The organism is Leisingera sp. ABM4_101, from assembly GCF_056158725.1.
The window spans coordinates 71,650-92,522 of the sequence record NZ_JBSWTV010000004.1 but is presented as its reverse complement, the minus strand read 5'-3'; the positions used below and the strand labels follow the sequence as shown (position 1 = coordinate 92,522).

Annotated in this window: 16 protein-coding genes; 11 read left to right on the top strand and 5 right to left on the bottom strand. The window is 67.0% G+C overall.

Features of this window, described 5'->3' with window-relative positions; all coding sequences use genetic code 11:
• The first annotated feature begins 70 nt into the window (after window positions 1–70).
• The 4 genes from ACXAEK_RS22965 (at window position 71) to tviB (ending at window position 5,025) form a co-directional block, all read left to right on the top strand.
• Complete coding sequence (locus ACXAEK_RS22965) at window positions 71–2,335, top strand: YjbH domain-containing protein (RefSeq protein WP_475045656.1); 2,265 nt, start codon at window positions 71–73, stop codon at window positions 2,333–2,335.
• Between the two features lie 2 nt (window positions 2,336–2,337).
• On the top strand, window positions 2,338–3,024 hold the full coding sequence (locus ACXAEK_RS22960; protein WP_475045655.1) for a YjbF family lipoprotein: 687 nt from the start codon (window positions 2,338–2,340) through the stop codon (window positions 3,022–3,024).
• Between the two features lie 174 nt (window positions 3,025–3,198).
• Complete coding sequence (locus tag ACXAEK_RS22955; protein ID WP_475045654.1) at window positions 3,199–3,441, top strand: hypothetical protein; 243 nt, start codon at window positions 3,199–3,201, stop codon at window positions 3,439–3,441.
• Window positions 3,442–3,750: 309 nt separating this feature from the next.
• A complete protein-coding gene (tviB, locus tag ACXAEK_RS22950; protein WP_475045652.1) occupies window positions 3,751–5,025 on the top strand; it encodes a Vi polysaccharide biosynthesis UDP-N-acetylglucosamine C-6 dehydrogenase TviB in 1,275 nt (424 codons plus the stop codon).
• 153 nt (window positions 5,026–5,178) lie between these two features.
• On the opposite strand, the gene ACXAEK_RS22945 is transcribed toward tviB, so the two are convergent.
• The 3 genes from ACXAEK_RS22945 to ACXAEK_RS22935 all read right to left on the bottom strand — a co-directional run bounded on the left by ACXAEK_RS22945 (window position 5,179) and on the right by ACXAEK_RS22935 (window position 7,703).
• Entirely contained in the window at window positions 5,179–6,159 is a 981-nt protein-coding gene (locus ACXAEK_RS22945; protein WP_475045651.1) for a nucleotidyltransferase family protein, read from the bottom strand.
• Window positions 6,156–7,238, bottom strand: a complete 1,083-nt coding sequence (locus ACXAEK_RS22940; RefSeq protein WP_475045650.1) for a hypothetical protein — start codon at window positions 7,236–7,238, stop codon at window positions 6,156–6,158. The genes ACXAEK_RS22945 and ACXAEK_RS22940 overlap by 4 nt, the downstream gene beginning before the upstream one ends.
• Before the next feature lie 219 nt (window positions 7,239–7,457).
• Entirely contained in the window at window positions 7,458–7,703 is a 246-nt protein-coding gene (locus ACXAEK_RS22935) for a hypothetical protein (protein ID WP_475045648.1), read from the bottom strand.
• 206 nt (window positions 7,704–7,909) lie between these two features.
• Between ACXAEK_RS22935 and ACXAEK_RS22930 the strand changes: the two genes are divergently transcribed.
• The 5 genes from ACXAEK_RS22930 to rfbA all read left to right on the top strand — a co-directional run bounded on the left by ACXAEK_RS22930 (window position 7,910) and on the right by rfbA (window position 13,180).
• Window positions 7,910–9,358 (top strand): lipopolysaccharide biosynthesis protein, encoded by a 1,449-nt coding sequence (locus ACXAEK_RS22930; RefSeq protein WP_475045646.1) that lies wholly within the window; start codon window positions 7,910–7,912, stop codon window positions 9,356–9,358.
• A gap of 327 nt (window positions 9,359–9,685) precedes the next feature.
• Window positions 9,686–10,240 carry a dTDP-4-dehydrorhamnose 3,5-epimerase gene (gene rfbC / locus ACXAEK_RS22925; RefSeq protein ID WP_475045645.1) on the top strand — a complete coding sequence of 185 codons (555 nt, stop codon included), beginning with the start codon at window positions 9,686–9,688 and terminating at the stop codon, window positions 10,238–10,240.
• Between the two features lie 3 nt (window positions 10,241–10,243).
• The gene (gene rfbB / locus ACXAEK_RS22920) at window positions 10,244–11,296 is read left to right on the top strand and encodes a dTDP-glucose 4,6-dehydratase (RefSeq protein WP_475045644.1); all 1,053 of its coding nucleotides are present in this window, start codon (window positions 10,244–10,246) and stop codon (window positions 11,294–11,296) included.
• 133 nt (window positions 11,297–11,429) lie between these two features.
• Window positions 11,430–12,281: a dTDP-4-dehydrorhamnose reductase gene (gene rfbD, locus ACXAEK_RS22915; RefSeq protein ID WP_475045642.1), complete on the top strand. Its 852-nt coding sequence runs from the start codon at window positions 11,430–11,432 to the stop codon at window positions 12,279–12,281.
• Entirely contained in the window at window positions 12,278–13,180 is a 903-nt protein-coding gene (rfbA, locus tag ACXAEK_RS22910) for a glucose-1-phosphate thymidylyltransferase RfbA (protein WP_475045641.1), read from the top strand. The genes rfbD and rfbA overlap by 4 nt, the downstream gene beginning before the upstream one ends.
• A gap of 102 nt (window positions 13,181–13,282) precedes the next feature.
• Here the strand turns inward: rfbA and ACXAEK_RS22905 are convergent, their stop codons facing one another.
• Window positions 13,283–15,487, bottom strand: coding sequence for a hypothetical protein (locus tag ACXAEK_RS22905; RefSeq protein WP_475045640.1), 2,205 nt, complete (start codon window positions 15,485–15,487; stop codon window positions 13,283–13,285).
• 454 nt (window positions 15,488–15,941) lie between these two features.
• Between ACXAEK_RS22905 and ACXAEK_RS22900 the strand changes: the two genes are divergently transcribed.
• Together ACXAEK_RS22900 and ACXAEK_RS22895 are read left to right on the top strand one after the other, a co-directional pair.
• On the top strand, window positions 15,942–18,440 hold the full coding sequence (locus ACXAEK_RS22900) for a glycosyltransferase (protein ID WP_475045638.1): 2,499 nt from the start codon (window positions 15,942–15,944) through the stop codon (window positions 18,438–18,440).
• Window positions 18,437–19,393 carry a sulfotransferase family protein gene (locus tag ACXAEK_RS22895; protein WP_475045636.1) on the top strand — a complete coding sequence of 319 codons (957 nt, stop codon included), beginning with the start codon at window positions 18,437–18,439 and terminating at the stop codon, window positions 19,391–19,393. The genes ACXAEK_RS22900 and ACXAEK_RS22895 overlap by 4 nt, the downstream gene beginning before the upstream one ends.
• Here the strand turns inward: ACXAEK_RS22895 and ACXAEK_RS22890 are convergent.
• On the bottom strand, window positions 19,370–20,866 hold the full coding sequence (locus ACXAEK_RS22890; RefSeq protein WP_475045634.1) for an O-antigen ligase family protein: 1,497 nt from the start codon (window positions 20,864–20,866) through the stop codon (window positions 19,370–19,372). The genes ACXAEK_RS22895 and ACXAEK_RS22890 overlap by 24 nt on opposite strands.
• Window positions 20,867–20,873: the final 7 nt, after the last annotated feature.

The window sequence follows — 20,873 nt, the reverse complement described above, 5'->3', positions numbered from 1 at the left end:
AAGCGGGGCAACAGGTGAGAGGGCCGGGCAAAGCGGCCCGGCAGCAGGCAGTTCCAAAGGCAGGTTTCCCGTGACCCCGACCAAGACCCTTTTGCGCCGCACCGCAGCCCGTGGGCTGCCCCGGGCGGCGCGGCTGGCGGCCCCGGCGGCCGCGCTGTGGCTGATGACGCTGCCCGGCAGCGCCCAGCACTGGCTGCAGGGGCCGGAGATCACCCGGGCAGGCCATGGCGCCGCGCCCGGAACCGAAGCGGCCGCGCCGCGGCTGAAGCCGCTGCCGCCGCCCAGCCTCAACTTCTATGGCAGCCCCGGCCTCATCGACACCCCCAGCGCCGATATGCTGCCCGACGGCCAGTATGCGGTCACCTATTCCTGGTTCGGCGGCACCTCGCGCTACAACATCACCTTCCAGGCGCTGCCCTGGCTCAGCGCCTCGTTCCGCTACAACGGCATCCAGGATTTGCGGCTGTTCGGCTTTGACACCTATTACGACCGCGGCTTTGACGTACGCGCCCGGCTCTGGCGCGAGCGCGGCTGGCTGCCCGAGGTCACCATGGGGCTGCAGGATTTTGCCGGCACCGGGGTCTATGCGGCGGAATATTTTGTCGCCACCAAGCGGTTTCAGGGCGCCGCTTTGGGCTGGGGCCGCGCGCCCGGCCGCCTGAAACTGTCGGCGGGCCTGGGCTGGGGGCGGCTCGGCAGCAGCGGCGCCATCGGCAATATCGGCGGCAACCGCCCCACATTCGTGGGCGGCAGCACCGGCGGCGAACTGTCGACCGACCAGTGGTTCCGCGGCGATTTCGCGCCCTTCGGCGGCTTTGAATGGCAGCCCGATGAACGCTGGAGCCTGAAGGCGGAATATTCCACCGACGCCTATGTGACCGAGACGCAGATCTCGGATGTGTTCGAGCGCCGCTCCTCAATCAATTACGGCATCGAATACCAGTATTCCGACCGGGTGCGGCTGGGCGCCTATTACCTCTACGGCTCGGAAATCGGCGTCACCGCGCAAATTCAGCTCAATCCGAACAACCCGCCCACGCCGATGGCAGTGCCGGCGCCGCACCCGATCGTGCCGCGGGTGCAATGGGCCACCGAGGACAGCCATTGGAGCCAGGACTGGGCCGCCAGCGAGGCCAAGTCCCGCAAGATCCGCGATCTGGCCGCCGAAGCGCTGAAGGCGGACGGGCTGGTGCTGGAGGCGATCACGCTCGACGGCACCGCGGCCGAGCTGCGCTACCGCAACCCGCGCTACCGCTCGGCGGGGCAGGCGGCGGGCCGGGCCGCCCGCGCCCTGGCGCAGACGATGCCGCCCTCGGTGGAGACCTTCCGCCTGGTGCCGGTGCGCCGCGGCATCGGCCTGTCGGCCATCGAGATCCGCCGCTCCGACCTGGAGGCGCTGGAATTTGATGCCGAGGCGCCAGACGCGCTGTTTGCCGCCGCGGGGGTGCAGGATGCCGGGCCGCTGCCGGAAGAGGCGATCTTCTCGGGCGAGCTGTATCCGGCTTTTGCCACCTCCATCAGTCCCTATACAGAGCCTGCCTATTTCGATCCGGAGCGGCCGTTCCGGCTGGATGCGGGCCTGAATTTCAACGCCTCCTATTCGCCCGCACCGGGCTGGCGCATCGCCGGCACCATCCGCCAGCGGATCTGGGGCAATGTGGCAAACGGGCGTGCCTCCAACTCGCGGCTGCCGCGGGTGCGCACCGATCAGGTGGAATATGCCCAATTCGGCACCACCCTGGAAAACCTCTATGTGAGCCGCCTGTGGAAGCCCGGGCGCAACCTCTATGCCCGCGCCACCGCGGGCCTGTTTGAAAGCATGTTCGGCGGCGTCTCGGGCGAGGTTCTGTGGAAGCCGGTCAACAGCCGCATCGGCCTGGGGCTCGAGGCCAACTATGTGGTGCAGCGCGATTTCGACCAGCGCTTCTCCTTCCGCGACTACCGCACCTTCACCGGCCATGCCTCGGCCTATGCCGAGCTGGGCAAGGGCTATCTGATGCAGGTGGATGCAGGCCGCTACCTGGCTGGCGACTATGGCGGCACCTTCAGCCTGAACCGGGAGTTCGACAACGGCTTCCTGGTCGGCGCCTTCTTTACCCTGACCAATGTCTCGGCCGAGGATTTCGGCGAGGGATCCTTTGACAAGGGGTTCCGCTTCCGCATCCCGGTCGACTGGCTGCTGGGCAAGCCGTCGCGCTCCGGTTTCGGCCTGACCATCCGCCCGACCCAGCGCGACGGCGGCCAGCGGGTGGCGGTGCCGGACCGGCTTTACGGCTCGGTGCGCGAGGCCCACCGCAAGAGCCTGGAAGAACAGCGTGCGAGGTTCTGGGAATGAGCATGATCCGGATAACTGCTGCGGCGCTGGCGGCCGCGGTGCTGCTGCTGGGGGGCTGCGCCCGCGGGCCGGAGCAAAACCCGGCAGAGCTGGAAGTGCTGAAGGCGGTGGGCCAGCAGTTCACCAGGCTGCGCAGCGCGCCGCCGCCGCCGGTGGAACTGACCCGGGCACTGCTGGACAAGCAGACCCAGGCCTATATCGAAGTGGTGATCGAAAACCGCGATGCAAAGGCCTATCTGACCCGCAGCCTCAGCCGCCGCGACGGCAGCCCCGGCGCGATCGAGGTCTGGCGCACTCAGGACAATGTCTCTGTTGCCCTGCGCAGCGGCATGGTGGTTGCCACCCGCGGCCTGGGCGGCGGTCTGCTGTCGGCCTCTGTGCCTGCGGCCGAGGGCGTGGCGGGCCCGGCGCATGGCGGCGCCCGGCGCTATGCGGTGCGTGCCAATGGCAACGGCCAGGCGATGCTGAACATGGCCTGCAGCCTGCATGACTTGGGCCCGGCACCGGTGGAGATTGTCGAAGTGAGCCATCCCGCCCGCCACCTGCAGGAGCGCTGCGAAGGCGCCGGCGGGGCGGTCGTCAACGATTACTGGGTTGATTCCCGCCCCGGCCGCAACCAGGTCTGGCAATCGCGGCAATGGGCCGGTCCGGAGACCGGATATCTGCGGATCCGCCAGCTGCGGCTGTGACAGCTGTGCGCAGACCGCCCGTTTCCCGCGGCTTTGCGGCAACGGGCGGAAAAATTCCGCGGGACAAACCGGATTTCAACAGTTTTGCGGCTATTCCATACGTTGAAATGCGATCCCGCCTCGCCTAAGGTCGCCTCAACGCATCTTTCCATAGTTCTCCTGAGGAGTTTGAAAATGAAAACTGTTCTTACCGCCCTGACCCTGGCCGCCCTGGCCTCCGCAACCGCCGTTTCGGCGCAAGCCGTTGCGCCGACCGGCGCAGAAGCCGGTGCAGGCGGCACTGGCGGCGGCATCGGTGCTGCCGGCGGCCTGAGCGCAGGCGCCGTGGCCGGTGCCGTGGCCGGCCTGGTTGTGATCGGCGTGGTTGCCAACGACGACAACGAAACCGGCACCACCACCACCACCACCACCGAGTGACCTGCTGCCGGGCACCGGTCCGGATCAGCAAACGGATTTTGCAAACGGGCTCCTCAAGGGGCCCGTTTCTCTTTTGCGGGTCTGACTTATTGTTTTACCATAATATGCCTTACCTGCCTTTCTCTGTTGCCGGGTCATCCATCGCAGGATCACCCGTGCATCCAGGCTTGAAGGCTGCCATAGAGGGCCGCCTGAAACCTGGCTCTGCACCTGAAGAAATGCGAGTGGCGGCGGGGCACAGACCCCGGTACACTCTGCCAAGAACTCAAGACGTTACTGGTCTGAAGCCATTAGAAAATGTGATCCGGGATGACACAGGATACCAGAAAAATTGCCGTCATTGGCCTGGGCTATGTCGGGCTGCCTCTTGCGGTGGAATTTGGCAAGATCCGCCCGGTTGTCGGTTTTGACATCGACGCAGGCCGGGTCCGTGAGCTGGCCTCAGGCTATGACCGCACCCGGGAAGTGGACGCGGAAGAGCTGGCTGAGGCCAGCCAGCTGCAGTACACATGCAGCCTGCAGGATATCGCCGGCTGCCAAATCTATATTGTGACTGTCCCGACACCGATTGACGCCCATAAGCGGCCTGACCTTACGCCCTTGATCAAGGCGTCGGAAACGGTGGGAAAGGTGCTGGGCCGGGGCGATATCGTGATCTATGAAAGCACGGTTTATCCCGGCGCTACGGAAGAGGACTGCGTGCCCGTTCTGGAGCAGTTTTCGGGGCTGGCCTTCAACAAGGATTTCTTTGCCGGCTACAGTCCGGAGCGGATCAACCCGGGCGACAAGGCTCATCGCCTGCCCAATATCCGCAAGGTGACTGCAGGTTCGACCCCGCAGACGGCCGTGGCGGTTGACGCGCTTTACAGCGGGATAATCACCGCGGGCACTTTCAAGGCCGGGAGTATCCGTGTCGCCGAAGCAGCCAAGGTCATCGAAAACACTCAACGCGATCTCAACATCGCCCTGGTCAATGAGCTGGCGATGATTTTCAACCGTATGGGGATCGACACCCAGGCGGTGCTGGAAGCGGCCGGCACCAAGTGGAACTTCCTGCCCTTCCGCCCCGGGCTGGTCGGCGGCCATTGTATCGGCGTGGACCCCTATTACCTCACGCATAAAGCTGAGGCGACCGGCTACCGGCCGGAGGTCATTCTGGCGGGACGGCGGATCAATGATGGCATGGGCGCGTATGTCGCCTCGCAACTGGTCAAATCCATGCTGCAGAAGCGCATCCATGTGAACGGGTCGCGGGTGCTTGTGATGGGGCTGGCATTCAAGGAGAACTGCCCCGATCTGCGCAATACGCGGGTGGTCGATGTGATCGGGGAATTGCGTGAGTTCGGCGCCGAAGTCGATGTTTTTGATCCTTGGGTGGATCCTGACGAAGCCCGCAAGGAGCATGGCATTGAAATGGTCAGCGCTCCGCAGGACGGGATCTATGACAGCGTTGTGATCGCGGTGGCCCATGATGCATTCCGGGAACTTGGTGCCAGCGGCGTGCAGAAGCTGCTGCGCGGCATTCACGTCGTTTTTGATGTGAAAGGGCTGTTTCCAGAGCTTGATGGGGCTTTGCGCCTGTAAATGAGGCGCCGGCGGCTATGCAGGTGAAACGCGCTTCTTTGGCGTTTCCGGATGGCATGTTTCCGGATGGCACAATGGGATGGGGAGAGCGGCTGATCCTGGCCCGCGCGGTTTTTTGGGCCGCACTTCAGGCCTGGTCTGCCGCGCCGCAGGTCACAGGCGGCGCAGGCTGGCGGCGCGCAGCGCGCTCAGCCCGTGGCGGACAACCTCCCATTCCGCCCGGCCCAGCCTGGGATTGCGGTATTTCAGCTGCCGCCGCCAGTGCAGCAGCCGCACCAGCAGGCCCGGGGGCGGCACTGCGGCCGGGGGTGGCACCCCCAGCAGGGTCTCCAGCATCCTGAGCTGCAGTCCGAAGGCCAGCCGGAAGCGCCAGTCGCGCTGCTTGCTGCAGAGCCAGTCCCAATCGGGCGGGTCCTGGGCATTCCGGAGCTGCGCGGCCAGCGGCAGCAGGTAGCGCAGGTTGGTGGCGCCGCTGGCCAGGGCGGTGTGATGCAGCATGTCATGGGCAATATTGATCAGGAACCGCAGGCTGGCGTCAGGCACCCTGAAGCGCAGCCCGTCCCGCTCCATGAGGATCAGGCGCTGGCGCAGCTCGGTGCTGTCCAGCAGGCCTGCGATGCGCTCCGGCAGGGCGCCGTGCAGATCCAGCGCCGCCACTTCGCCCGGGCGCCAGTAGCTGCCGGGCGAATGGTCATAGGCGCTGTCCTCCAGCGCTTCAAACCCGGCCCGCTGCAGCACCTCTGCGGCGGCGGCCAGGTCGGCGGGATCGGTCAGCATATCGGCGTCGATCAGCATCCGGGCATAGTCCTGCGGATCGGGGAGCAGGGCCATCTCCCCTGCCCCCTTGATCAGCACCGGGGTGATGCCGGTGGCATTGAGTTCAGCCGTGACGCTGCTGACCAGCCGCCACAGGCGGCGGTTGCGGGTGCGGTTTGCCTCCGCCAGCTCTGCCAGATAGGCCAGCGCATCCGGTTCTGCCCGTGCGGCCGCGCCGGTTTCCGTCAGGCTGCGGTACAGCGCGGGGGCCACGAATTCCGCATTGGCGGTGGCGATCAGCTCAAACCAGTCGGCCCCGCTGCCGAACCGGCCGCGCAGGCAGTCCGCCAGCCGTTCCAGCGGCGCGGCCGCGCTCATGGCCCCGGCCCCGCCCCGGCGGCCGCAGCCGGGGCCAGGCCGCACAGCTGCTGCAGCGCCGCCACCGCGCCGGCAAGATCCGAATAGCGCAGCCGCAGGCAGGCGGCGCGGTCCGCGCAGGCGGCCAGGGCGCTGAATTCCCCGGGCGTCAGATCGCTGTCGCCGGACCAGGCGGCCCCGATCAGGCCCGACAGCGTATCGGGCGCAGAGACCGGCTCCAGGCTGGCCGGGCCGCTGCCCCGGCGGTCGAGAAAGACAATCCAGCCGGCCGGCAGCGGCTGGCGGGCGGCGGCAGCGTCCACCGGCAGGTAGCGCACATGCTGGGCGTCCGGCCGCAGATGGGCCGGCGCGGCGGCCAGCGCGGCGGTACAGTTGTCCAGCAGGGGCCAGGAGCCGGTCTTGAGAGTGACGGGGAACGGCAGCGCGCGCAGCTGCCCGCCGGGATCCAGCGCCGCCAGATCATCGCCCGCCAGGGTAAAGCCCGCACCGCCCAGGGCGGCCGCCAGGGTGCTTTTGCCCGCCCCCGGCCCGCCGGTGAGCAGCAGCGCTTGCCCCTGGCACTGCAGCAGGGCCGCATGCAGAAGGAGATCGGTAACATGGTCCATCACCGCATCGGTGATGGCGATTTTCAGCACCGGCGCGGCGCTGGCGGCGGCGGCCCGTTCCACGGGGCCGTCCCGCAGTGCGATGAGGGCATCCCCGCCGGCAGGCTGCACCGAAACGCAGTCGTCGCAGGGCTGGTCCAGGGGGATTTCCATATGGGCGAATTCCGGTGCCAGCTGCGCGTGCAGCTGCGCATCGCCATAGCAGATCAGCACCGTTCCGCCGCCGGTATCCACCGCCTGCAGTGCCGCCACTGCGGCCGGTCCCGTTTCGGTGGCGAGCGGTTCCAGGGCACCGGCCTGCCGCAGGCCTGCCACTGCCGTAGGATCGCAAAGGCCGGCTTCGCAGGGCTGATCGCCGCTGCAGAGCACCCCCGCCTCGAACTGCGGCCAAGCCGCGGCGGCGTCCTCATTCAGGGCAAAAACCGATTGCTGTTCTGCAAGGAAAAGATAGGCCTGCCCGCCGATCCGGGCCATCCGGCTCCCGCGGGCTGAAATCAGCAGCTGAGTTGAAATTGCGCGCGCTCCTCATTGCCACGGCTGTTGGAGGCCACGGTCATTGAGTGCCGCAGCCCTTGCCCCGCTCCCGGCCGCCGCTGCGGCCGGCCAGGCTCTCAATCCTTTTTCAAAGACCTGCCCGCCCCTTCGGCAAATGACCGGATGGGCGGCCCGCCCCTCCGGCGGGCGCGGCCGGTGTTACCAGCGCCGCCACTTACGGTGCCAGCGCTTCCACTGCTTCCACTTGCGCTTGCGGTAGTACTTCTTATGCCCGTGGCCGCCGCCGGATTTGAAAATACCGGTGGCATCGGCATCTTTTGCCGTCGACAGCAGCACCAGAACCGCGGCCGGTGTTGCCGCGGCAAAGCGGCCGGCCTTGGCCAACAGGGCGCGCCGTTCAGGTGATTCGGGCAGCTCGCTGGAATTTCTTTTCTCTTCTGTCACTTTCAACCCCCATACTCGTAATGCTGTTAAGTGTTGCTCATTTGCGGTAAAAAATCAAGAAAACGGCGCGTTCTGCGGCAAAGCGGAGCACTGCTGCCGCCGGGGAAGACCGGGCTATATCATCTGGGAAACATGTCTTTGCCTTTGTTTACAGGGTGTTTGCCGGCAGGTGCGCCGGAGGATCGAGGGGGGTGATGGGCGGCAGGGTGAGTTCTGAAAATATCGGTGCCAGCATCCGGAACATCTTCTGGGCCTATGCGTCCTTTTTTTGCACCAAGGTGCTCAACCTGGTCTCGGTTGTCATTCTTGCCTGGTATCTGGAGCCTGCGGAATTCGGCCTGATGGCCATTTGCCTGGCGGTGATGAGCTATCTGGAAATCATTTCGCAATTCGGCATGGGGGCGGCGCTGATTTCGGCCCGCAGCAAGGTGGAGGAAACCGCCAGCGCGGTGCTGCTGTGCGGCCTGGTGTTCTCTGCGGCGCTGTTTGCGCTGATCTGGCTGAGTGCGGAGCCAATGGCCGCCTGGTACGGCGACCCCCGGCTGGCGGAGCTGCTGCCGGTGATTGCCGCCGCCCTGATGATCACCGCCGCCACCACGGTGAACACCAGTTTTCTCTACCGGGAGCTGCGGCTGAAGGCGAAGCTTGTGCCGGATGTGGCGCGCGGCCTGGCCAAGGGGCTGACGGCGATCCTGCTGGCGGTGCTCGGCTACGGGGTCTGGGCGCTGGTGCTCGGCTATCTGGCCGGGGCCGTTGCCGGCAGCCTTGCCACCTGGATGGTCCGGCCCTGGCGGCCTCAGTGCCGGCCCGGGCTGGGGACCCTGCGCCGCATCCTCAGGTTCGGGGCCCATATGATCGGTGCCCAGACCATCAATGCCACCCCGCGGCTGCTCGACAACCTGCTGGTCGGCAAGGTCCTGGGGCTGCAGGCGCTGGGGATCTATTCGCTGGCCTTCCGCATTCCCGAGCTGGGGATCAAGAGCTTCACCAATGTGGCCGGCTCGGTGCTGCATCCGGTGATGTCGCGGATCCAGTCCGATCCCGCCGGGCTGACCGCCTATTACTACGGCGCCCTGAAATACTGCGCGCTGCTGATGTTCGGCGCGGGCGCCCTCATTGCGGTGCTGGCCAGCCCGCTGGTACACCTGCTTTATGCGCCGAAATGGCATGCGATGATCGTGCCGATGCAGCTCATCGCCATTGCCTTTGCGATCAGCACTCTCAACATGGTGCCGGGCAATGTGTTCAAGGCGCTGAGCCGCACCGACCTGATGTTCCGGGTCTCGCTGATCAACCTGCCGTTTTTCCTGGGGCTGATCTGGCTGGCGGTGCCGCATGGCATCGCGGCGGTGGCCCTTGCCCAGCTGGCACTGGCGGTGATCCGCTTCGTGCCCAATTTCCTCTTGCTGCGACGGGCGCTGGAGATCACCGCCGCAGGCACCTTTGCGGCGCTGGCGCCGGGGGCGGCCTGTGCCCTGGCGGCGGCAGCGGCGGCGCTGGCCGCCCAGAAGCTGGGCAGCGGCGGCGATCTGGCCCGGCTGCTGACCGGTGCCGCCGCCTTTGCCGCGGCCTATCTGGCGGCGGCCTGCCTGGCCGCACCGGAGGTTTTCCGGCTGCTGCGCCAGCGCTTGCAGCGCAAGTCCCGCCGCGCCTGAGCCGGGCTGCCCGCGCAGTTCCATCACGGCATTGAAGCAATTCAAGCCGCCTGTTCTCCACAGTGCGCGCCTTGGCCGGCGCAGCGTACCCGGCTGGCATAATTTGCGAACATTACACATATCCTGCCAGGGCCGCTCTTCTCCCTGATCACTGAACTTTCTCCGCGATGCAGGACGCTTTGGCCAGGGCCAATGGCAATTCCGGCGAACTGCCATGGGTTTCCATGCCCCGGGGTTGCACAGCGGCGCTATAGATGGGATCAGACCAGACAGCACTATTGCGGCCCCGGTACCGGCGGAAGCAGACAGCATAAGAGGTCCGTAAGGATGCAGATAGAAGAGACAGGATTGCCGGGGCTGAAGGTGCTGACCCCGGCGCGGTTCGGCGATGCGCGGGGGTTCTTCAGCGAGAGCTGGAACAAGCGGCGGATGCAGGAGGCCGGGATCGATCTGGATTTCGTGCAGGACAACCATTCTGTCTCGGCGGAGACCGGCACCCTCAGGGGCCTGCATTTCCAGGCGCCGCCCCATGCCCAGGACAAGCTGGTGCGCTGCGGCCAGGGCGCGCTGTTTGACGTGGCGGTGGATATCCGCAAGGGCTCGCCCACATACGGGGGCTGGTTCGGCATTGAACTCAGCGCAGAGAACGGCAAGCAGCTCCTGGTGCCCAAGGGCTTCCTGCACGGGTTTATCACCCGGGTGCCAAACACCGAGGTGATCTACAAATGCACCGATTACTATGCGCCGGACTGCGATGGCGCGGTGGCCTGGGACAGCTGCGGCATCACCTGGGATTTCGAAGGCAGCCCGGTGCTGTCGGAGAAGGACGCCGCGGCGCCGCGGCTGGCGGATTTCGACAGCCCGTTTGTGTGGGAAGGATAAGGCATGAAGCTTCTTGTGACCGGCGGGGCCGGCTTTATCGGATCGGCGGTGGTGCGGCTGGCGATTGCCCGCGGCCATCAGGTGGTCAATCTGGATGCGCTGACCTATGCCGCCTGCCTTGAGAATGTGGCGGAGGCGGCGCAAAGCCCGCTGTATGCCTTTGAGCAATGCGACATCCGCGACCGCGCGGCGCTGGACCGCGTGTTTGAGGCCCACCGCCCGGATGCGGTGATGCATCTGGCGGCGGAAAGCCACGTGGACCGCTCGATCGACGGGCCGGGCGATTTCATCGAGACCAATATCACCGGCACTTTCAACATGCTGGAGGCGGCCCGGAAATACTGGACAGAGGCGGGCAAGCCTGAGGGCTTCCGGTTCCACCATATCTCCACCGATGAGGTTTATGGCAGCCTGCCTGCCGACCCCGCCGTGCAGTTTACTGAGGACACATCCTACGATCCGCGCTCGCCCTATTCCGCCAGCAAGGCCGCCAGCGACCACCTGGTGCGCGCCTGGGCCGAGACCTACGGGCTGCCGGTGGTGCTGACCAATTGCTCCAACAACTACGGCCCCTATCACTTCCCCGAAAAACTGATCCCAGTGGTGATCCTCAATGCGCTGGCGGGCAAGGTGCTGCCGATCTACGGCGACGGCTCCAACGTGCGCGACTGGCTCTATGTCGAAGACCACGCCGATGCGCTGCTCCTGGTGGTGCAAAAGGGCGCCTTGGGGCGGTCTTATAATATCGGCGGCGAGAATGAGAGGTCGAACCTGGAGCTGGTCAATACGCTGTGTGAGATCCTGGACCAGAAGCGTCCGCGCGCGAACGGCAAGTCCTACAAGGACCAGATCACCTTTGTCAGTGACCGGCCGGGCCATGACGCACGCTATGCCATTGACCCCAGCCGCATCCGCGAAGAACTGGGCTGGCGGCCTTCGGTGACGGTGGAGGAAGGTCTGGAGAAGACCGTGCAATGGTATCTCGACAACGAGGCCTGGTGGCGCGCCCTGCAGGACCGCGACGGCGTCGGGCAGCGGCTGGGGACGGGGAAGTGAAGGCTTTCCGCGGGAAAGCCTGCCCCCCTCTCGGCGGCAAAGCCGCCTGCCGGGTAGCGGGACGGGGATATTTTTGGCCAGATGAAGGAGAATCCCGCCTGGGGGCGGGGCGCGAGAGGCAAAGGGAGCGGGTATGACCATCCTTGTTTTTGGCAAAACAGGCCAGTTGGCCCGCGAACTGGCGGCGCAGGGAGACGTTACCTGCCTGGGCCGCGATCAGGCGGATCTGTCTGATCCGGCGGCCTGCGCCGCGGCCATCCGCGCCCATGCGCCTGCCGCCGTGATCAACGCCGCTGCCTATACCGCCGTCGACAAGGCGGAGGAGGAAGAGGCGCTGGCAACCGTGATCAACGCCGCCGCCCCCGGCGCGATGGCGGCAGCCTGTGCGGAAACCGGCATTCCCTTTGTCACCGTCTCCACCGATTACGTCTTTGACGGCAGCGGCAATACGCCCTGGCAGCCGGGCGATGCCACCGCGCCTCTGAATGCCTATGGCCGCTCCAAGCTCAAGGGCGAGGAGATGGTGCGCGCGGCGGGCGGCGCCCATGCCATCCTGCGCACCTCCTGGGTGGTCTCGGCCCACGGCAATAATTTCGTCAAGACCATGCTGCGTCTGGGCAAGGAACGGGACCGTCTCACCATCGTCGCCGATCAGACCGGCGCCCCGACCCCGGCGCGGGATATTGCGGCGGCCTGCCTGGAGATCGCGCGGCAGCTGGCGGAGGATCCGGACAAATCCGGCACCTATCATTTTGCCGGGCAGCCCCAGGCTAGCTGGGCGGATTTCGCGCGGGAGATCTTTGCCCGCGCAAGGGTAGATTGCGACGTGGAGGGCATTCCCACCACTGCCTATCCGACGCCCGCGGCGCGGCCCTTGAACTCAAGGCTCGATTGCACCGCATTAGACACTGTTTTTGGCATCCCGCAGCCGGACTGGCGGCTGGGGCTGGATGATATTCTGAAGGATTTGGGAGAGCTCTCATGACAGACGGCAAGCCCGGCGCAGGACATGTTTCCGGCCGCAAAGGCATCATTCTGGCAGGCGGCTCCGGCACCAGGCTCTATCCGATCACCATGGCGGTGTCGAAACAGCTGCTGCCGCTTTATGACAAGCCGATGATCTATTATCCGCTGTCGGTGCTGATGCTGGCGGGCATCCGCGAGATCTGCGTCATTACCACGCCGCAGGACCAAGAGCAGTTCATCCGCCTGCTGGGCGATGGCAGCCAATGGGGGGTGGAGCTGACTTACGTGGTGCAGCCCTCGCCCGACGGGCTGGCGCAGGCCTTCATCCTGGCCGAGGACTTCCTGGCGGGCAGCCCTTCGGCGCTGGTCCTGGGCGACAATGTCTTCTTTGGCCATGGCTTGCCGAAACTGCTGGCCGCCGCGGACCGCCAGGAGGCCGGCGGCACTGTTTTTGGCTATCACGTGGCCGACCCGGAGCGGTATGGCGTGGTGGCCTTTGGCAGCGATGGCACCGCGCAGGAAATCATCGAGAAACCCCCGGTGCCGCCCTCGAACTATGCGGTGACCGGCCTGTATTTCCTGGACGGCTCAGCACCGCAGCGGGCGCGGGCCGTGAAACCCTCCGCCCGCGGCGAGCTGGAGATCACCGATCTCTTGCAAAGCTACCTGAACGAAGGTGCGCTCAGGGTCGAGACCATGGGCCGCGGCTATGCCTGGCTGGACACCGGCACCCATGGCTCGCTCTTGGATGCGGGCAATTTCGTGCGCACCCTGCAGGAGCGCCAGGGGCTGCAGACCGGCTGTCCCGAGGAGATTGCCTATGAGCAGGGCTGGATTGATGCTGCGCAGCTGAAGGCGCGGGCAGAGAAATTCGCCAAAAACGCCTATGGCGCCTATCTCGAAGGCCTGCTGAAGTAGGGTCAGGACCCAAACCACCCGGCCCCGCCCGGGGCATCCGCACAATACAAAAAGGCAGGCGCTGGCCGCGCCTGCCTTCAGTCTTGGCAGCTGCCGCCTGGATCAGGCCAGCAGCGTGTCGGCGAACAGCTCGATGCTGTCGATGCGCAGCGGCTCGCCGCCATTGCCGTAGCCCTGCAGCACGATGGCATCGCCGGCCTCGATCCGGACGTCCTGGATCAGGCGCTGCGCCAGGCTGTCCGGCGCGGCCAGCGCCTGCTCGGTCTCCTCGTCCCAGGTCCAGCTGTCGACGGTCTTGCCGCCAACGATGACCTCCAGGAAGCTGGCCCCGTCCGCCTCGTCGAAATAGTCGATGGCAATGTCATAGACACCGGCGCCGCCGTCGAAGACGGTGGAGGCCTTTGCATCCTTGCCCTTGCCGGCCTGGATCACCTGGCCGCCGGAGGCATTGGTGTTGCCCTTGATCCGGAAGCCCTGCTCCAGGTCCATATCCTCGGCTTCGATCTTGAGCACCGGCTGGCCGCTGCCGCCGCCCGGCTGCGTTTCCCCGCCGCCGCCGGTCCCGGCAGAGGCCAGCTGCAGGTCGACGTAATCGATCCGCAGGGGTTCCTTGCCGTCGCCGCTGCCCGCCAGGATGATGGTGTCGCCATCGCTGATGTCCACACCTTCGATCACCCGCTGGGTCTGGGTGAAGCCATCGGCCAGGTTCGAGCCCAGATCTTGCTTCCACTGCCAGCTGTCGACCTCCTGGCCGTTGACCAGAACGGAAAGGCTGGCATTGCCGTCGGCCTCGTCGAAATAGCCGACGGTCAGGTCGTAGGTGCCGCTGGCGCCGTCAAAGACCGCGGAAGCTTCGCCGCTGCTCTGGCCCTGGACCTGCAGCACCTTGCCGCCCGACGCCGCCTTGACCGAATTCGCAAAGAAGCCGTCCGCCGCGGTGAAATCCTCGGCCTCCAGGCGGATGCTTTCGCCATCCGCGCCACCGCCGGTGCTGCCGCTGCCGCCAGTGCTGCCGCCCGTGTTGCCACCGGTGCTGCCGCCGTCATCGCCATCATCATCGCCGTCATCCGGGGCCACCTGGCCAAAGCCGTCGACCAGGCGGTTGATGTAATCCTCGATGTTGGACACGCCGTTGCCGTCGCTGTCCGCATGGGCGTCGAACTTGTCCGGGTTGGTGCCAAACAGCTCCTCATAGCTGTCCGGCACGCCGTCGCCATCGCGGTCGCTGGGAGCCGGGGTGTTTTTGGCAAAGTCGTAGCCGCCGACCTCATCGGGGGAGTCGATGATGCGGCCGGTGCCGTCCTTCACCGACTGGATGATCCGCTCATCCACCGAGTTCAGCTCGGGATAGCGCGCGCCGGCATTGCTCAGCACGTGGTCCACCACTTTGGAGGAGGGCAGCACGGTGACATTGCTCGGCTCGAACACATAGCTGTTCTTGATCTTATCGGTGGCACCGCCATCCACCTCGGCGATGTTGTCCTCCAGGTAATAAGCGGTGCCGCTTTCCGGCGATTTCAGCTGGATCGCGGCGCGGCCGGCGGAATCCGCCCCGGCAATATAGGCATTGCCGATGATATGGGCGGTGGTGCCCTCATGGCCCAGGAAGCCGTGAGGGCCATAGTTGTAGATGACGTTGTTGATGAATTCGATCTGCTTGGCGTCATCCTTGACGGTGGCATTGCGGAATTCGTTATGCGCCAGCAGGTTGCCGGCGATGGTGACATTGGAGCTGCCGTCGCCCACCAGCAGGCCCATCGAATGGTCGCCCTTGGGGTGGATCGAGCTTTGCAGCGCCTCCGCCATGATATTGTTGGTGATGGAGACGTTCTGGGAGCCGTACCAGACGGTGACCAGCTCATCCACCGACCAGGTGAAGGAGTTGCCGTCGATCACCACGTTCTTCACGGTCTCGCTGCTGCTGCCGATCGAAATGCCGTCGCGGTTGTCTGCGGCATCCCCCGCGCCGTCGCCGGGGCGGAACTGCAGCCCGCGGATGATCACGTCGCTTTCCACCACCCGCAGCTTGGCGCCGGTCACGGTGACACCGCCGGGCGAGGTCTGGCCGGCCACGGTGACATCGCCGTTCACCTTGACGGCATCTTTCAGGTTGATCTCGCCGCTGACGTCAAAGACCACGATCCGCGGCCCGTCCAGTTCTTCCAGCGCCCAGCGGAGCGATCCCTTGCCGGAATCCGCCAAAGTGGTGACTTTGACGATCTCGCCGCCGCGGCCGCCATCTGTTTCGGCGCCAAATCCCTGCGCGCCTTCAAAGGCCAGATCGGCCTGCGAAAGAGTCTCGCTCATCTAGTTTCCTTCTCTCGATCTCGGCGGAAGGTTCCGCCGGGGCCTCCTGGCCGTCGCTTTTGCCGCAGGTCTTGCTGCCCGCGGGCCTCGGGTCTCAGCCGCTCGGCGCGCTCAGGGATCAGCCCCGGTGCGCTGCGGCCGCCAGCCTCGTATACGCGGCTCCCCTGAAATCCAAACGCCGCACCCGCGAAATCTGCCGCGCGGCGGGCGGAACCTTGCCAGTTTTGCCGTTTGGAGCGGTTTTCGGGGAAAATATAAGCGAATTCACGCCAGCGGAGGACGATTTTCTGCTAAAATCCGCTACATCTATACGTAGAAGACCAGGCCAGATGTGCGAAAAGCACAATTTTGCGGCCTGCCGGGGCCGCTCAGCCTTCCACTGGCCGGCCGTGGAATCAGTATTGGTACGGCGCGCGCGGGGTGCCGCCGGTGAATGGTTTTTGAGGGTGGGGGCATGGCAAAAATCCGGATTCTGGCGCTGACCAAGGCGACCGGCGGCATCGCGTTTTACAACAGGATGCTGCTGGCCGCGCTGGATCCCGGCCGGTTCAGCTCCCACACCATCTGCCTGTCCGACAATGCAGAGGCCTATGCCGCGGGGCTGCAATCCGCGGGCCTCAGCGCAGAGCCCTTTGCCATGGCGCGCTACCGGATCAGCCCGGGCGGCGATCTGCAGGTGCTGCGCCATGTGCTGAAGACGGCGCGCAGCCGCCAGGCGGATCTGCTGCTGTGCCACGGCAGCAAGGCGGGCTTCCTGGGCCGCGCTGCGGGGCGGATCCTGGGGATTCCGGCAATCTACCGGCAGGCCTCGATGCCGTTCCTGCGCCGGGTGCAGGGCGGCAAGGCGCCGCTTTACTGGGGGCTGGAGCATCTGGCGGGCCGCTTTGGCGGCCGGCTGGTGGCGATCACCGAACATGCCCGGCGAGAGACCCTGGCCCGGCGGGTGGTGAAACCCGAAGCCGTCCGGGTGATCCGGACCGGCATCGACACCGCCCGGTTCCAGCCGCGCGGGTGCCGGGCCGCGGCGGCTGCGGAATTCGGGCTGGACCCGGCGCGCCCGGTGGCGGGCTGGCTCGGCCGGCTGGAGCCGCAGAAGGCGCCGCTCGACTATCTGGCGGCGCTGCGCACAGTGGCGCCGCGCCATCCCGAAGCGCAGTTTGTCATCGCCGGCGAAGGCAGCCTGCAGGCGGCGGTAGAGCAGCAGCTGGCAGCAGGCGCCCTGCCCGGCAACGTGCGGCTGCTGCCCTGGCAGAACGATCCGGCGCATGCGTTCCAGGCGATGGACGTCTTTGCCATGAGCTCGCTCTGGGAAGGGCTGCCGCTGACCCTGCTGGAGGCGATGGCCTGCGGCTGCGCGCCGGTCTCCACCACGGTGGACGGCTGTTCCGAGGCGATTGCCCACGGCGAAAGCGGCCTGCTGGTGGCGCCCGGCGATCCTGCAGCTATGGCCGCGGCGCTGGACCGGATGCTGGCAGACCCGGAGTTCCGGCAGGCCTGCTCCCGGGCAGCGCGGCAGCGGGTGCTGGACCTGTTCGACCGCCGCCGCATGGTCCGCGAATGGGAGGAACTGCTGGAGGAGGAGGTGCAGGCTTCGGGACGCCCTGCCGCCGCCCGCCCTGCCGGCGGCCCGGGTGCCGCCGCTGTGCCGGGTCCGGCCCCCGGCTCTGCGGGCGCCCCCGCTGCCTCGCCCGCCGCCCCGCCCGCTGCGGCACCGCGGCAGGGCGCCCTGCGGATCTGCATGGTGATCTCCTCTTACCATCCGGTGGTGGGCGGCGCCGAGAAGCAGCTGGCGCAGCTGGCCGGGCTGATGCGTGGCAAGGGCCATCAGCTGCGCATCATCACCCGCCGCTACCCGGGCCTGCCGGCGCTGGAAACCATCAATGGCATCGAGGTGCAGCGGGTGCGCTGCAGCGGCCCCAAGCCGGTGGCCGCGGCCCGCTTCCTGGCCGGTGCCGCGCGCGCCATCCGCGCCTATGCCCCGGATGTGATCCACTGCCATTCGGCCTTCAGCCCGGCGCTGGCCGGGCTGGCCGCCAGCGCGCTGACCGGCCGGCCGCTGCTGGTCAAGCCGATGTGCGGCGGCGAGATCACCTCGGTTTTCCGGAAGGCGGGCGGCGGCCTGCGCCGGGCGGCAATGGCGCGCCGGGTCAGCCGCTTTGTCGCGGTCAGCCGCGAAATCAGCGAAGAGCTGCAAAGCTTCGGCATTCCGCCGCAGCAGATCCTGCAGATCCCGAACGGGGTGGACACCGGACGCTTCCGCCCCTGCGCCACCCCGGCAGAGAAAGCGGCGCTGCGCCAGCGCCTCGGCCTGCCGGAGGGCACCCTGTTCCTGTTTGCAGGCCGCATTGCCCGGCAGAAGCAGCTGCCGCTGCTGCTGGAGGCCTGGCCTGCGGTGGCGGCGCGCTGCCCGCAGGCGCGGCTGCTGATCGCCGGCGCCAACCGGCAGACGGCGCCGGGCCATGATGCCAATGCCGGCGATGCCGACAGTGTGCCGCCGCATCTGCTGGCGCAGGAGGGGGTGCAGCTGCTGGGCCATGTGGAGGATATGCCCTCTTATCTGCGCGCCGCTGACGTTTTTGTGCTGCCCTCGGCCCGGGAGGGGCTGTCCAACGCGCTGCTGGAGGCCTGCGCCTCCGGGCTGGCGGTGGCGGCCTCCAAGGTCGGCGGCACCGAGGATGTGATCCGGGACCGGGAAAACGGGCGGCTGTTCCCGCCGGAGGATGCAGAGGCGCTGGCGGCGGTGCTGACCGCCCTGGCGCAGGACCCGCAGCAGCGCCGGACCCTGGGCGCGGCAGCGGCGCAGACCGCCGCCCGCCAGCTCGATATCCGGCTGACCGCAGAGCGGCTGCTGGAAGCCTATGGGGGGCTGTGCGGCGCCTCCCCGCTGCCCGCCACGCCGCAGGCGGCAGATCCCGGCGCCATGCTGGCGCCCGGCCGGGGCCAGCGCGGATGACCGCGGCAACGGGGGCGGCAGGGACGGCAGCGGAGGGCGCGCCGGTCTTCATCCTTGGCCTGCAGCGCGGCGGCACCAACCAGCTGCTGAACATTCTGCGCTCGCATCCCGATACGGTCTGGCCGGACGGCGAACTGCACGAGGTGCTGCGGCCGAAATGGAAAGCCATCACCGATCCGGCGGCGTTTTCACGCCAGGCCTGCCGCTATCTGCCGGTGCTGCTGCGCCATGGCGATGTGCTCAGCCCGCATAAGCCGCCGCGCGGCCGGCAGGCGGATATGCCCGCGGGCCTGCAGCGCTGGATTGCCGCCCAGCTGGCGCAGGCCACCGCGCGCAATGCGGCAGAGGTGGCCCGGTTCCGGGCCGCCATGGCGGCCCAGGGCTTTGCCCCGGCGCAGCCCGCGGGGGCGCCGCGGATGGTGGTGAAACTGGTCAACTTCAACGTCGGGCTGGCCCGCAGCCTGCTGCGGATCTACCCCGGCGCCCGCTTTATCGGCATCACCCGCGATGCGGTCGGCGTCTGCGAAAGCATGATCTCCCGCGGCATGCCGCCGGAACGGGTGCTGCCGCTTTATCAGTATGTGGCGCAGGAGCTGCTGGAGCTGCACAGCAGCGGCTTCCCGGTTCTCTTGCTGCGGTTCGAGGACATCATTGCCGATATCCTGGCCGCCAGCGCCAGGGTCTACGGCTGGTGCGGGCTGGATCCGGCGGCAGTCACCGGCTTCTGCCTGCAGGACAAGACCCGCAAGCTGGACAGCCGCGGCCAGGTCGTGGGCATGCGCAAGGTGGATGCCTTCTATGATACCGCCACTGCCGCCCGGCATCTGCGCGGCGACGTCAATGCCGCGGCCCGGGCCCGCATGCCCGAAGCGCTGAAGCGTGAAATCGGCACCCGCTGCGGGCCGCTGATGCAGCGGCTCGGCTATGGCTCAGACAGCGCCGGGCCGGCCTGATCCAGCCTGCCCGGCCCGCATCTGCGGGGTCAGCAGCAGCGGCCCGGCCCTGCCGGGCCGGGCAGGCTGGCCGGGCGCCGCCGCCAGCCGCTGCCGGGTGATGCGCCCGGCTTCGATCCCAAGCACGATCACGATCCACAGGAACCGCGGATAGGCGTCATGCAGCAGCGCCATGCCCGCCAGATAGCCCGTCAGCCCGGCGCCAAACGCCGCAAGATGATGCGCCAGCCGGCTATCCCCCGCGGCCCGCGCCTGGCGGCAGGCCGATAGGATACCGCCTGCGGCACAGGCCAGCATCGCCAGGAAATAGATCAGCCCCAGCAGCCCCTGCTCTGTCAGCACTTCCAGATAGAGGCTGTGGGTGGAACGGCCCTCGCCGCGGAAGATCAGCCCCAGCTCCAGCGCATAGTCCTGATAGAGCAGGTTGAAATTGCCGGCTCCGACCCCCAGCCAGGGGTAGGTCTTGAAGATCTCCGCCGCCACCGCCCAGCTGCCCAGCCGGCCCTCGGTGCTCTTGTCGACCCGGTCCTGGCCGACCAAGTCGGCCAGGGTCGCAAGCCGCTCGAAGGCCGCTTCGCCGACAAAGAAGGACCCCGCCAGCACCACCGCGCCAAAAGCGGCAACGGCGGCCAGCTTCTGGCGGCGGCTAAGCTGCAGGAACAGAATCGCCAGGCCGATGCAAAGCGCCAGCAGGCCGCCGCGCGACTGGGTGGCCAGCAGCCCGAACAAGAGCAGGCTGGCGGACAGCCCCCAGAACAGCCGGGCCAGGCTGCCCCGCGCCTCCAGCATTTGGGCCAGCGCCAGCGGGATGCAGAAGACCACGACGACGGCAAAGAAATTCTCATCCTCGATCGGCCCGGCAAAGCGGCCGTTGTATTCCCCGAAGCGGGCAAACAGTGCAAACGCCCCCGGCAGATCAAACCCTGCCACCTGCAAGAGCCCCAAACCGCAGACCGCCGCCACTGTCAGCACCGCTGACAGGGTGACGGTCTCAAACCCCTTGCGGTATCCCATGAAGGCCAGCGCCAGAACGGCCACGATGGCATCCTTGATGAAATCACCCGTGTCCTTCAGCGTCTTGCCCCAGTCCGGGGCATAGACCGCGCCGAACAGCTTGAGCGCCAGCAGTCCCGCCAGCAGCCACAGCGCCAGCCAGCAGATATAGGGGCGGTCGCCCCACAGCATCCAGCGGGCGGCCAGCAGCGCCACCAGCCCCGGCGCCGCCAGTTTCGCCACCGAAGGCGCCCCGAAGCCCTGGATCAGATTGGGCGACAGGTTTGCGGTGATCATGATGATCAGCAGCGACAGCGCCGCCAGCGGATAGCGCAGCACCAGCAGGCACAGCAGCGCAAACAGCACCAGGGCGGTCAGCTTGGCGGGCGAGGAATCCCCGACCGCCAGCGCCGCCAGCGCCAGCAGCAGCCCGATGCCCGCATTCCTGGCCGCCGCCAGAATGGTGCCGCGGCGCACCATCAGCGCC